The 13250-nt window shown below is 45.9% G+C and carries 9 protein-coding genes; 8 read left to right on the top strand and 1 reads right to left on the bottom strand.

Annotation, left to right across the window (positions count from 1 at the left end; all coding sequences use genetic code 11):
- Positions 1-223 precede the first annotated feature (223 nt).
- Together glnE and hldE are read left to right on the top strand one after the other, a co-directional pair.
- A complete protein-coding gene (glnE, locus tag MSG36_RS14270; protein WP_061040381.1) occupies positions 224-3073 on the top strand; it encodes a bifunctional [glutamate--ammonia ligase]-adenylyl-L-tyrosine phosphorylase/[glutamate--ammonia-ligase] adenylyltransferase in 2850 nt (949 codons plus the stop codon).
- Between the two features lie 121 nt (positions 3074-3194).
- Positions 3195-4625: a bifunctional D-glycero-beta-D-manno-heptose-7-phosphate kinase/D-glycero-beta-D-manno-heptose 1-phosphate adenylyltransferase HldE gene (gene hldE, locus MSG36_RS14265; RefSeq protein ID WP_061039505.1), complete on the top strand. Its 1431-nt coding sequence runs from the start codon at positions 3195-3197 to the stop codon at positions 4623-4625.
- A 90-nt stretch (positions 4626-4715) separates the two neighbouring features.
- Here the strand turns inward: hldE and tolC are convergent, their stop codons facing one another.
- Positions 4716-6044, bottom strand: a complete 1329-nt coding sequence (tolC, locus tag MSG36_RS14260) for an outer membrane channel protein TolC (protein WP_048614922.1) — start codon at positions 6042-6044, stop codon at positions 4716-4718.
- A 227-nt stretch (positions 6045-6271) separates the two neighbouring features.
- On the opposite strand from tolC, the gene nudF reads away from it, so the two are divergent.
- The 6 genes from nudF (at position 6272) to parC (ending at position 13233) form a co-directional block, all read left to right on the top strand.
- Complete coding sequence (gene nudF, locus MSG36_RS14255; RefSeq protein ID WP_017061425.1) at positions 6272-6901, top strand: ADP-ribose diphosphatase; 630 nt, start codon at positions 6272-6274, stop codon at positions 6899-6901.
- Positions 6902-6905: 4 nt separating this feature from the next.
- Positions 6906-7346 (top strand): DUF1249 family protein, encoded by a 441-nt coding sequence (locus tag MSG36_RS14250; protein ID WP_008222561.1) that lies wholly within the window; start codon positions 6906-6908, stop codon positions 7344-7346.
- Positions 7347-7405: 59 nt separating this feature from the next.
- A complete protein-coding gene (cpdA, locus tag MSG36_RS14245; protein WP_017061426.1) occupies positions 7406-8230 on the top strand; it encodes a 3',5'-cyclic-AMP phosphodiesterase in 825 nt (274 codons plus the stop codon).
- A gap of 15 nt (positions 8231-8245) precedes the next feature.
- On the top strand, positions 8246-8851 hold the full coding sequence (gene yqiA, locus MSG36_RS14240; RefSeq protein WP_050649506.1) for an esterase YqiA: 606 nt from the start codon (positions 8246-8248) through the stop codon (positions 8849-8851).
- Positions 8852-9090: 239 nt separating this feature from the next.
- On the top strand, positions 9091-10971 hold the full coding sequence (parE, locus tag MSG36_RS14235; protein ID WP_017061428.1) for a DNA topoisomerase IV subunit B: 1881 nt from the start codon (positions 9091-9093) through the stop codon (positions 10969-10971).
- Positions 10972-10974: 3 nt separating this feature from the next.
- Positions 10975-13233, top strand: a complete 2259-nt coding sequence (parC, locus tag MSG36_RS14230; RefSeq protein ID WP_248368437.1) for a DNA topoisomerase IV subunit A — start codon at positions 10975-10977, stop codon at positions 13231-13233.
- Positions 13234-13250 lie beyond the last annotated feature (17 nt).

The raw sequence follows: 13250 nt of genomic DNA, 5'->3' as shown, positions 1-13250 counted from the left end.
CCTTAGCACCTAATCTTCATCGGTAAAGGCTTATTCCCAGACACTTTTTCTCGGTTGTAAGCTCAACCAGATAAGTTAATCGATAAAACGCCCACATTGCTAATGTGGGCGTTTTTTATTGGCGTAACTTTGGTATAACTTACCTTTAGTTATGAAAACTCGTTATTGAAGAACTGAATCGATAAACCGATTGTTCGGCGCGCAGCTTATACAAGGAAGAAACATGCCATTGCCTTCTCAACTCATCACTCACTCCCAGTCTGCTTTTGAGCAATTATTAGAGCATCAAAGTGAAGCCATCAATACTTGGTCTGAGCCACTGACTGAAGATCTTAAACGTGTACTCGGTTTAAGCTGTTTTGTTGGAGATTGCCTACAGCGTGATACGGTTTTATGCGGTGACTTACCTGATATGTTGGCATGCGAAGAACGTGCTGAAGCGTACCGAGAACGACTAGCTGAATTACTTTCTGGTTGCGCCGATGAAATGAGCGGTCAACGCGTGCTGCGTCAATTCCGCAATCGAGAAATGACCTACATTGCTTGGCGTGATTTCATGGGTTCGTGGGAACTAGAGCAGAGCCTAAATCATCTATCGATGTTGGCTGAGGCGATGATCTTCGAGACCTATCAATGGCAGTATGATATTTGTTGTAAAGAGTGGGGCATGCCTTGTAATGAACAAGGCGAAGCACAGCCGATGTTGATCATTGGTATGGGCAAGCTAGGGGGCGGTGAGCTTAACTTCTCTTCCGATATCGATCTGATCTTCACCTACCCAGAGAATGGCGAAACCCAAGGTGCAAGACGCAGTATTGCCAATGCGCAGTTCTTCACCCGTCTAGGGCAACGTATTATCAAGGCGCTTGATCAGCAAACCTTCGATGGATTCTGCTATCGAGTCGACATGCGCCTGCGCCCGTTTGGTGAGAGTGGTCCACTTGTGATGAGCTATGCTGCACTTGAAGACTATTACCAAGAGCAAGGGCGCGATTGGGAACGCTACGCCATGGTTAAAGCGCGCGTGATGGGCAGTGAGATGTATCCGGAGTATCAAGAGCTTCGCCAAATGCTACGCCCGTTTGTGTTCCGCCGTTATATTGATTTTAGTGCGATTCAATCTCTGCGCCGAATGAAGTCCATGATCAGCAGCGAAGTACGCCGTCGTGGCCTCTCGAACAACATCAAGCTTGGTTCTGGTGGTATTCGCGAAGTGGAATTTATCGCTCAAGTTTTCCAATTGATTCGCGGTGGTCGTGAACCGAGCCTTCGTGGTAGAGGGCTGTTGGAAACGTTAAGTGCTATTGAATCTCTTCATCTGCTAGAGTCTGAAGAGGTAGGGCACCTACGTGAGGCTTATCTGTTTTTGCGTCGCCTTGAGAACCTATTGCAAGCAATGGCTGATAAGCAAACTCAAACCTTACCTGACGGTGAATTCGAGCAACTTCAGCTTGCGGTTGCCATGCAATTTTCTGATTGGGATAGCTTGATTACTGCAACTCGCGCCCATATGGCGAATGTACATACCGTGTTCGAAGACCTGATAGGCGTTGATGAAGATGACGCTAATCCGATCGCGAGTCATTTTAGCGAACTGTGGGATATGGCTCATAAACCAGATGTGATTGAACATGTTCTGGAGCATGATATTGCGATTGCTAACCCACCGGAAGCCGCGAAAACGATTATTCAGTTTAAAGCCGATCTAGCGAAGAAGACCCTTGGCCCACGCGGTCGTGAAGTCCTCAATCGACTGATGCCAAAAGTCTTTCAAGCACTGTACACCGCTAAGGATGCCGAGTTTGGTTTGTCGCGAGTACTGCATCTGCTGCATAAAATTGTTACGCGTACCACTTACCTTGAACTACTAGATGAACACCCAGCCGCGTTGACTCAGTTAGTTCGTTTATGTACGGCAAGTCCGATGATCTCGGAGCAGTTGGGTCGTTATCCAATCCTGTTAGATGAGCTTATCGACCCTCAACAACTTTACAATCCAGTGCCTTTAGAGTCTTACAAGACCGAGCTGCGTGATTACCTAGCCCGTATCCCTGAAGATGATATGGAGCAACAGATGGAAGGCCTGCGTCAGTTTAAGCAGACCTGTATTTTGAGAATTGCAGCCGCGGATATAGCGGGTGCTCTACCTGTCATGAAGGTCAGCGATCACCTTACCTACTTAGCAGAAGCCATTGTGGAGGCGGGGGTCAATCAAGCTTGGTTACAAGTCTCCGCCAAGTTTGGTGAACCGACCCATGTTAAAGATCGCGAAGGTCGCGGTTTTGCTGTCGTTGGTTATGGCAAAGTCGGTGGTTGGGAGCTTGGTTATAACTCCGATCTCGATATCGTGTTCATGCACGACTGCCCGGTACACATCTATACTGATGGTAAGAAAGAGATCGATGGACGCCAATTCTACTTAAGACTGGCGCAGCGTATTATTCATATTTTCTCGACCAGAACCGCTTCTGGCATTCTGTACGAAGTCGACACTCGCCTACGCCCCTCAGGTGCATCTGGCCTGTTGGTGAGTCCAACCGATGCCTTTGACGAGTATCAGCACAATGACGCGTGGACTTGGGAACACCAAGCCTTGACTCGTGCTCGTATGATTTATGGTGATGACTTATTGGCTTCGGCATTTAACAAAACGCGTCATGAGGTTTTGTGCTTGGCGCGTGATGAGGCAACACTCAAAAAGTCCGTTGTGGATATGCGTGAAAAAATGCGCGGCCATTTAGGCGGTAAAAAAGCTGATCGATTCATGCTCAAACAAGATGCGGGTGGTATTACCGATATTGAGTTTTTGGCGCAATATTTAGTCCTTCGATACAGTAATGAGAAGCCAAAGCTTACTCGTTGGTGTGACAATGTACGAATCTTCGAAAGCTTGTTGTCACAAGGGATTATGGATGAGCAGCAAGGGATGGCATTAACTCATGCTTATACAACGTTAAGAGATGAAATCCACCACCGCAATCTACTCAATCTTGATGCGGATGTGGCGATTGAAAAATTTGAAATGGAAAGAGAACATGTTGTTCAAGCATGGAAGCAGTGGATGGAAGTATAATTCAGTCATAGCGTAGTGAGTGCTATGTTTATCTTGATAGGCTTTTACTCATTTATCTGTAGTTTAGCCACTGTAATCAGTGTGCTAGACTCTAGCCAGATTCGATTTTTGGAGCTCAACAATGAAACCAATTCTACCTGACTACAGCCAATCAGGTGTTCTTATTGTCGGTGACGTAATGCTTGACCGTTACTGGTATGGCCCAACTGGCCGTATTTCACCAGAAGCACCAGTTCCCGTTGTGAAAGTAGAAAATAACGAAGAGCGTCCTGGTGGTGCTGCCAACGTTGCAATGAACATTGCCTCTCTTGGTGGCCATGCTCATGTCGTTGGTTTAACTGGTAAAGATGAGCCTGCTGAGGTATTAAAAAATACCTTAGGCGCACTAAAGGTTAAGTGTGATTTCGTTGAGTTGGAAGACTACCCAACCATTACTAAACTGCGTGTGATGAGTCGTGGTCAACAGTTGATCCGTCTTGATTTTGAAGATAAATTCGAGAATACGGACCCTGAATTGGTACTGTCTCGCATGGAACAAGCGCTGCCAAATGTGCGTTCGGTAATCTTATCTGATTACGCAAAAGGTGCGTTGGAGCATGTGCAAAGCTTTATTCAAAAAGCGCGTGCAGCGAATGTTCCGGTATTCATCGATCCAAAAGGGGCTGATTTAGAGCGTTACCGTGGTGCAACGTTGCTTACGCCAAACATGGCAGAGTTCGAGTTGGTAGCTGGTAAGGTTAAATCTGAAGAAGACCTTATCGAGAAAGGCATTGCCTTAATCGAAAAATACGACTTTGAAGCATTGTTAGTGACTCGCAGTGAACATGGTATGACGCTGCTTCGTAAAGGTCAGGCCCCATTCCATTTGCCGACTCAAGCGAAAGAAGTATATGACGTGACGGGTGCCGGCGATACGGTTATCTCGGTACTGGCGGCTTCGGTTGCTGCTGGCAAGCCACTGGACGAGGCGTGTGCTCTGGCGAACGCTGCTGCGGGCGTGGTAGTAGGTAAGCTTGGTACATCTACTCTATCTACGATTGAGTTGGCGGAAGCGATTCACGGTAGCCAAGACACAGACTACGGGGTTATCTCTGAAGCGGCACTGGTTGAAGCGGTGAAGCGTGCTCGTGCGAAAGGCGAGAAAGTGGTGATGACCAATGGCTGCTTTGATATTCTGCATGCTGGTCATGTTTCTTACATGAATCACGCGGCTGAGCTTGGTGACCGTTTGATCGTTGCGGTGAATACTGACGAATCAGTGAAACGCTTGAAAGGCCCTGGTCGCCCTGTGAACCCAACTGATCGTCGTATGGCGGTATTGGCTGGCTTAGGGGCGGTTGATTGGGTTGTACCATTCTCTGAAGATACACCTCAACGTTTGATCTCTGAGGTATTGCCAAGCATTCTTGTGAAAGGTGGTGATTACAAACCTGAAGAGATTGCTGGTGGTGAGGAAGTGATTGCTGCAGGTGGTGAAGTGAAAGTACTTAACTTTGAAGATGGTTGCTCTACCACTGAAATCATTAAAGCGATTAAAGGTGGTCGAGGCTAAGCTATAGCGCTCAATACCAATATTTGATAGATAATAAAAATGCCGCTCAATGAGCGGCATTTTTGTAACGGTAACTTGAGTAATTAAGAGTTACTTACTTGCTACTTTTAGACCTGCGTTTACATCAACAATGTCTTGTTCGCTTAGCGTACCAACCGCTTGACGAAGCTGAAGTACACTTAGGATGTAGTTGTAACGAGCATCTGAAAGATTTTTGTTCGCATCGTATAGACGACGAGTCGAGTCTAGTACGTCAACGATAGTACGAGTACCTACATCAAAACCAGCTTCTGTTGCTTCTAGAGCAGACTGAGCAGACACTACAGACTGTTCGTAAGCGCGTAGAGCACCAATCGAAGCGCTGATGTTGTTGTTGAATGCACGTACGTCTTTTACAACGCTACGGTAAGTTGCTTCTAGATCTTCACTTGCTGCAACGTAGTTGTATTCAGCCTGTTTAGTCAAAGAAGTTGTGCTACCACCCGTGTATAGAGGAACGTTTAAGTTAATGCCCACATTGAAGTCGTTTGTTGTACCGTCGGAAGTTGCACTTGAACCGATATCAGTATAATCATAGCCACCATCAAGTGTTAAAGATGGTAAGTGGCCTGAACTCTGAAGGGAAATATTGTCTTTTGCGATATCTTGTGAGATACGTGCAGCCAATAAGCTAAGGTTCTTTTGTTCTGCTTGTTCAACAAGTGCAACTGCAGATTCAGAAGATTTGCTTGCTGAGAAACGATCAGTATCTAGGATGCTTAGGTTAGAGTGTTCCTGACCTGTAATCTCACGTAGACCTTCGTAGCTATTCGTTAGGTCGTTCTCTGCAAGAACTTCATCAGCCAAAACGCCATCGTACTGAGCTTGCGCATCGTGTACATCGGTGATTGCTGAAAGACCCACTTCAAAACGCTGTTTAGTTTGTTCTAGTTGACGAGCAACCGCTGCTTTTTCTGCACGAACAAACTCTAGGTTATCTTGAGCTCTAAGCACTTCGAAGTATGCTGTCGCAACTCGAAGGATCAAGGCTTGTTGTTCTGCCGCGTAAGCTGAATCAGATTGACGAGCAGTTTTCTCTGCCGTGTCTAGTGTGATCCAAGAAGAGCGTTGGTAAAGCTCTTGAGAAAAGCTAATACCAGCAGTTAATGCATTTCTATCGTTGTCGTTTGTAGGACCAGCATCAAGATCAGTCTCTCCACGAGTTAAATTGTATCCCGCAGTTAGGTTGATTTGCGGTAACAAAGAGCTACGGCTTGACGTTACTGCTTCAAAAGCGGCATCGCGCTGCGCTGCTGAACGAAGAAGTTGTGGATCGTTCTGTTTTGCTTGGTCGTAAACTTCAGCTAGCGTATCAGCAAAAGCTGACGAACTCAGGCTGCCAATTGCTGCACTGATAAATAGTGGAAGCAGTTTTTTCATTTTCCTATTCCTGCCTTTTATGGAATTTTCTTTAGAAGAGTTTAACCCAGTTTGGTGGTAATTTACTCGAAACTTTGCACTTTTTTACAGTTAACTGTCCACTTGTGCAATATTTATTTTTTAAAACTTAACTTTAATTATAAATTTTATATAAAAAGTTGAACCTTATCCTTGGTAGTTAACTCGGACAATGAGTAAACTATAAAGATCACTTAGTGAGGTACCAAATGCAACAGTATGACAATCAACGACATGAGTTTACTCCGCAAGATGTGGAAATAGTCTCAAAAGAGACGCTGTTTCGTGGTTTTTTCAAAATGGTTAAGTACACATTTAAACATAGACTGTTTGAGGGCGGCTGGAGTCAACCAATAGAGCGTGAGATGTTTGAGCGTGGACATGCTGCCGCTTTGCTACCTTATGATCCTGTGCGTGATGAAGTGGTGATCGTCGAACAGATCCGTGTCGGTGCCTTAGAGCATGAGAACCCATGGCAATACGAAATTGTTGCTGGGATCATTGATACCGATGAATCACCACAAGATGTCGCTCGTCGTGAGGCGATGGAAGAAGCCGGAGTCGAAGTCGGATCTGTGTTGCCTATTACTTCGTATTACCCTTCATCTGGTGGTTGCTCTGAAAAGCTCGACGTCTTTGTTGGCTGTGTTGATGCAACGACAGCCAAAGGGGTACACGGATTGGACTACGAAGGTGAAGACATTCGTGTACAAGTGATGAGTCGCGAAGCTGCTTATCAGTTGGTAAAAGATGGTGTATTTGAAAATGGAGCCACAATCATTGCGCTACAGTGGCTACAATTGAACTACCAAGAATTACAGTCAGAGTGGATAGATTAACGCCATGCCAAATATCGCGGTCAAAAAACCGTATCATGTTGATCTTGCTGAATTGATGCGAGTTTACGAGACTAACTATGCCAAACTGAACGCTTTGTTACCGGTTGGGCATGAGGTTGGTGACGTTCGCTGTTACCAAGCCGTTAATATGGTGTATCAATTGACAGTGAATGAGGTCACAAAATACACCACATTAATAGATATATGTCAGAGTGACGCGATGCCAGTGTTTCCTTTGCCAAAAATGTCTGTCAGGCTATATCACGACGCTCGAGTTGCAGAAGTGTGCGCTAGCGGGGATTTTTCGCGAGTCAAAGCGAAATATGACTACCCCAACACTAAGCTTCTGCAAAAGGACGAGAAATTTCAATTGAATAAATTTCTTGGGGAATGGTTAACGTTTTGTTTAAAAACTGGTATCAGCCGAACCCCAATTGCCTTTTAATTGAGCCGATTTATCAACACTTTTAAAGTCTAAACAGTAACGTATCTGGATTTGTTATTTTGGAATTATCACACACTTCAAAATTTGATGAGAGCACTATTAAGCTTGTGCAGCTAACGGACACGCATTTATTTGCGCCGAGCAATGGCAGCTTATTAAGCATCAACACTCAAGATAGCTTTCGTGCTGTAGTCGATGGCATTGTTAGTCAGGGTTTTGACTATCAAGCGATTTTAGCAACCGGTGATATCTCTCAAGATCACAGTGCTGAGTCGTACCAGAAATTTGAGTCAGGGATTCAACCTTTGGAAAAGCCATGCTATTGGCTGCCAGGGAACCATGACTTTAAGCCTAATATGGGCAGTGTTCTACCATCACCACAAATACAGTGTGTTGAGCATGTCTTGCTAGGCGATAACTGGCAGATGGTGATGCTAGACTCGCAGGTGGTTGGTGTGCCTCATGGTCGCCTCAGCGATCAACAGCTTGATCTGTTAGAACAAAAGCTGACGGAGTTCCCTGAACGTAATACCTTGGTTCTATTGCACCACCATCCATTATTGGTTGGCAGCGCATGGTTGGATCAACATAACCTAAAAGACGCCGATCAATTTTGGGATGTGGTTCAACAGCACACCAATGTTAAAGCCGTACTGTGTGGTCACGTTCATCAAGACATGAACCGAGATCATCATGGTGTACAAGTCATGGCAACACCGTCGACTTGTGTGCAATTCAAACCTAACTCAGATGACTTCGCGGTTGATACTTTGTCTCCGGGTTGGAGAGAGATTGAATTACATCAAGACGGTACCGTCAGCACGCAAGTTCGTCGTCTGCCTCATGGACAGTTCTTGCCTGATTTTAAGGCTGCTGGTTACTAATGAAGGTGGTTATTGATGCCAGGTTCTAATCAGCAAGCGACTAAGCCACCGCTGCTTCTCTATATTCATGGGTTTAACAGCTCATCACGTTCTCATAAAGCGAATGTGATGGCAGATTACTGTGCGGAGCATCGCGCTGATATTAAAGTTGTAACTCCTCAACTGCCGAGTTTCCCTCAGCAAGCGGCACTTCATTTGCAGCAGCTGGTGGAGCAATATAAAGAGCAATATCAAATAGCGTTGGTCGGTAGCTCGCTGGGTGGCTATCTTTCAACATGGCTGAATAGTCACTATGGTTTTAAAGCGGTGGTTGTAAACCCAGCAGTGAAGCCGTATGAGCTTCTTGCTGACTATTTAGGTGAACAAGTAAACCCATACACAGATGAACGATATGTACTGGAAACAAAACATATTGATGAACTGAAGGCGTTAGAGGTTTCGGCTATCGCTAAGCCGAGCGACTTCTGGTTACTTCAGCAAACGGAAGACGAAGTTCTGGATTACCGACAAGCGGTAGAGAAGTACCAAGGTGCAACACAGACAGTAGAAGAGGGCGGGGATCATAGCTTTGTTGATTTTGAACGCTACCCACAACAAATCATCACCTTTCTAAATCTTTAATCTGTTCCACCAACCAAGTGATTTTCTCTTGTTTGCCTGTTATTTCATCTATCAATGGTGAAATATCATAGTTTGATGTCTTAGTTTTTGAACTAGCTTGACATCATTACTCAGCTTCCAGACTATATTCCCCAATACTTCGCTCGTTCGTTCTACTATGACGGTTCATAGTAATGATTCTGCTTTAGTGAAACTGGAGCCAGCGAACTGACGCAAACTTTTTGAGTAAACTCCGTATTATGACTGAACAATATAATGCAAAAGACCTCGAGGTACTTGAAGGTCTCGATCCTGTGCGACACCGCCCGGGAATGTATACCGAGACAGAAAGACCTAACCACCTTGCCCAAGAAGTCATTGATAACTCGGTCGATGAAGCACTAGCGGGACACGCTAAGAAGATCAAAGTGGTGCTTCATGCAGACCAATCGTTAGAAGTTACCGATGACGGCCGTGGTATGCCTGTCGATATCCACCCTGAAAAAGGGATCTCAGGTGTTGAGCTGATTTTAACTAAGCTCCACTCTGGCGGTAAATTCTCAAACAACAACTACAAGTTCTCTGGTGGTCTGCACGGTGTAGGTATCTCGGTTGTAAACGCGCTGTCAAAACGTGTTGAAGTGACCGTACGCCGAGAAGGTCAGGTTCACGAGATCGCACTTGAAGGCGGTCATGCAGTAACAGAGCTTACTGTAACGGGCACTTGTGGTCATCGTAACAGCGGTACATCAGTACATTTCTGGCCTGATCCTAAGTACTTCGATAGCCCTAAATTTTCGACACTTCGTCTGATTAACAACCTACGTGCAAAAGCAGTGCTTTGCCCAGGTTTAGAAATTACCTTTATCGACAAAGTCGGTGGTGAAGAGCATAAATGGTTCTATGAAGATGGCCTAAAAGACTATCTTGCCGAAGGCGTGAAAGGTTACACCTTGCTGCCTGAAGAACCGTATGTTGGCGAATTCGTTGCTGAAACAGAAATGGCAAACTGGGCGATCATCTGGCAGCCAGAAGGCGGCGACATGATCACCGAAAGTTACGTGAACTTAGTACCGACTAAACAAGGTGGTACACACGTAAACGGTCTTCGCCAAGGTCTTCTTGATGCAATGCGTGAGTTCTGTGAATTCCGTAATTTGCTGCCGCGTGGCGTTAAGTTAACGGGCGACGATATCTTCGATCGCTGTTCGTACGTACTCTCGGTGAAGATGCAAGATCCGCAGTTTGCTGGTCAAACAAAAGAGCGCTTGTCTTCCCGTCAAACTGCTGCGTTTGTGTCTGGTGTGGTAAAAGATGCGTTTAGCCTGTGGTTGAACGAAAAGCCACAACTGGCAGAACAGCTAGCAGAAGCTTGTATTGCGAATGCCCATCGCCGTATGCGCGCAAGCAAAAAGGTAGTGCGTAAGAAAATCGCTTCAGGCCCAGCACTGCCGGGTAAGCTAACTGACTGTTCAGTTCAAGATTTAAGCCGTACCGAAATCTTCTTCGTGGAAGGGGACTCGGCGGGTGGTTCTGCTAAACAAGCTCGTGACCGTGAGTTCCAAGCGGTGATGCCACTTCGCGGTAAGATCCTAAATACATGGGAAGTGTCAGCAGACCAAGTATTGGCCTCGCAAGAAGTGCACGACATTTCGGTGGCTCTGGGTATCGACCCGGACAACGATGATTTATCAGGCCTGCGTTACGGTAAGATCTGTATCCTTGCCGATGCGGACTCGGATGGTCTTCATATCGCGACACTGCTTTGTGCATTGTTTACCCGCCATTTCCATGCATTGGTTGAAGCGGGTCATATCTATGTGGCAATGCCTCCTCTGTATCGTATCGATTGCGGTAAAGAAGTGTTCTACGCACTTGATGACGCAGAGAAAGACGGTGTGCTTGAGCGATTATCGCAGAAGAAAGCCAAGATCAACGTGCAACGATTCAAAGGTCTGGGTGAAATGAACCCACTTCAGTTGCGTGAAACCACCATGGATCCAAACACTCGTCGCCTTGTTCAGTTAACGATTGATGACAGCGAAGCGACCAACGAGATGATGGACATGCTGCTTGGTAAGAAACGTGCAGATGATCGCCGTACATGGCTACAGACTAACGGTGATATGGCCGAGGTATAATGGATGTCTAACGAAATTACATATGATGGCGTTGAACAGCTGCCAATGCGCAAGTTCACCGAAGATGCCTACTTAAATTACTCAATGTACGTGATTATGGATCGTGCATTGCCGTATATCGGTGATGGCTTGAAGCCAGTACAGCGTCGTATTATCTACGCGATGTCTGAGCTAGGCTTGTCGGCTGCATCGAAATACAAAAAATCAGCACGTACCGTTGGTGACGTATTAGGTAAGTATCACCCACACGGTGACTCTGCTTGTTACGAAGCGATGGTATTGATGGCGCAGCCTTTCTCTTACCGCTACCCATTGGTCGATGGTCAAGGTAACTGGGGTGCTCCGGATGACCCGAAATCGTTCGCTGCGATGCGTTATACCGAAGCGAAATTATCTAAGTTTGCTGAGGTTCTTCTAGGTGAACTAGGTCAAGGTACTGTTGATTGGCAACCAAACTTTGATGGCACCATGAAAGAGCCTCAAATGTTGCCTGCCCGTCTGCCTCATATCCTGCTTAACGGTATCACTGGTATCGCGGTAGGTATGGCGACCGATATTCCACCACACAACGTGCGTGAAGTCGCTAATGCAGCCATTCACCTAATTGATACGCCTAAGTCTGAGCTTTCAGATGTGATGGGTTTCATTCAAGGTCCAGATTACCCGACAGAAGCTGAGATTATCTCTCCGAAATCGGACATCGAAAAGATCTACCGTACTGGACGTGGCAGCATCAAGATGCGCGCGGTTTGGCACAAGGAAGGCTCTGATATTGTTATCACGGCTTTACCTCATCAAGTGTCAGGTGCGAAGTTACTAGAACAAATCGCCAACCAGATGCGCGCTAAGAAGCTGCCAATGGTTGACGACTTGCGTGATGAATCGGATCACGAGAACCCAACGCGTATTGTTGTCGTTCCTCGTTCAAATCGTATCGACTGTGACCAATTGATGAGTCACTTGTTCGCGTCTACAGATCTAGAGAAAAACTTCCGCGTTAACTTGAACATGATTGGTTTAGATAACCGTCCTCAAGTGAAAGGCTTAGTTCAAATCCTGAAAGAGTGGATTGAGTTCCGTCGCACAACGGTTCGCCGTCGTTTGCAGTACCGTTTAGATAAAGTACTAGCACGTTTGCACATCTTAGAAGGTTTGCTTGCCGCTTATCTTAATATCGATGAAGTGATTGAGATCATTCGTACAGAAGACGAACCATGTCCTGTGCTAATGAGCCGTTTCAACATTTCTGAAATTCAAGCCAATGCGATTCTTGATATTAAACTTCGTAACTTAGCTAAGTTAGAAGAGTTTAAGATTCGAGCTGAGCAAGAAGAGCTTGAAGCTGAACGTGAAAAGCTTGAAAAGCTACTCGGTTCAGAGCGTCGCTTGAATACGCTGATCAAGAAAGAAATCCAAGCAGATGCGGATAAATATGGCGATGATCGTCGTTCGCCTCTGATTGAGCGTGCTGAAGCGAAAGCGCTAACAGAGCGCGACTTAGTACCAAGCGAACCAATCACGGTTGTGTTGTCTGAGAAAGGTTGGATTCGTCATGCTAAAGGGCATGAGGTTGATGCTGAAGGCTTGAACTACAAATCTGGTGATAAATTCTTGGCGAGCGCTAAGGGTAAGAGTAACCAACAAGCGGTATTCCTGGGCAGTGATGGTCGAAGTTACTCCCTTGAGTCTCATTCATTACCGTCGGCTCGAAGCCAAGGTGAGCCTATTACAGGCCGCCTGAACGTCAGCCCTGGCACTTCGATTCGCCAAGTGGTGATGGGAGAGAATGAGCAGCTATGGTTAGTGGGTTCTGATGCTGGGTACGGTTTTGTTTGTAAAGGCAGTGATTTATTGTCTAAGAACAAGAGTGGTAAAGCGTTAGTTAACTTGCCACAAGCTTCTGAAGTGATGTTGCCAAGCCCGATTGCTGACTTGGACAGTAACCAGATTCTGGCGATTACTAATCAAGGCCGCATGTTGTTGTTCCCGATTAAAGACCTACCTCAGTTGAGTAAAGGTAAGGGTAACAAGATCATCAACATTCCTTCTGCGAAAGCAAAAGAGCGTGAAGAGTTTGTCTCGCATCTTATGGCTATCCCAGAGAATGCGACGCTGACTATCTACGCCGGTAAACGTAAGCTTGGTTTGAAACCTGCGGATCTTGAAAACTTCCGTGGTGAACGTGGTCGTCGTGGTGGTCTACTGCCTAGAGGACTACAGCGAGTGACTCGCATCGATATCGAAGAGCAAAGTGAATCGTAGAGATACTTGAAACAATC

It is taken from the genome of Vibrio sp. 1CM8B (genome assembly GCF_023161685.1).
In the GTDB taxonomy this organism is placed as follows: Bacteria; Pseudomonadota; Gammaproteobacteria; order Enterobacterales; family Vibrionaceae; genus Vibrio; species Vibrio coralliirubri.
This window is presented reverse-complemented; position numbering and strand designations above follow the sequence as displayed.

Excerpts from the sequence above, each read along its gene's own strand:
- tolC (WP_048614922.1), bottom strand. The coding sequence starts at position 6,044 with ATGAAAAAACTGCTTCCACTATTTATCAGTGCAGCAATTGGCAGCCTG.
- nudF (WP_017061425.1), top strand. The coding sequence starts at position 6,272 with ATGCAACAGTATGACAATCAACGACATGAGTTTACTCCGCAAGATGTG.
- parC (WP_248368437.1), top strand. The coding sequence starts at position 10,975 with ATGTCTAACGAAATTACATATGATGGCGTTGAACAGCTGCCAATGCGC.
- hldE (WP_061039505.1), top strand. The coding sequence starts at position 3,195 with ATGAAACCAATTCTACCTGACTACAGCCAATCAGGTGTTCTTATTGTC.
- parE (WP_017061428.1), top strand. The coding sequence starts at position 9,091 with ATGACTGAACAATATAATGCAAAAGACCTCGAGGTACTTGAAGGTCTC.
- MSG36_RS14250 (WP_008222561.1), top strand. The coding sequence starts at position 6,906 with ATGCCAAATATCGCGGTCAAAAAACCGTATCATGTTGATCTTGCTGAA.
- yqiA (WP_050649506.1), top strand. The coding sequence starts at position 8,246 with ATGCCAGGTTCTAATCAGCAAGCGACTAAGCCACCGCTGCTTCTCTAT.
- glnE (WP_061040381.1), top strand. The coding sequence starts at position 224 with ATGCCATTGCCTTCTCAACTCATCACTCACTCCCAGTCTGCTTTTGAG.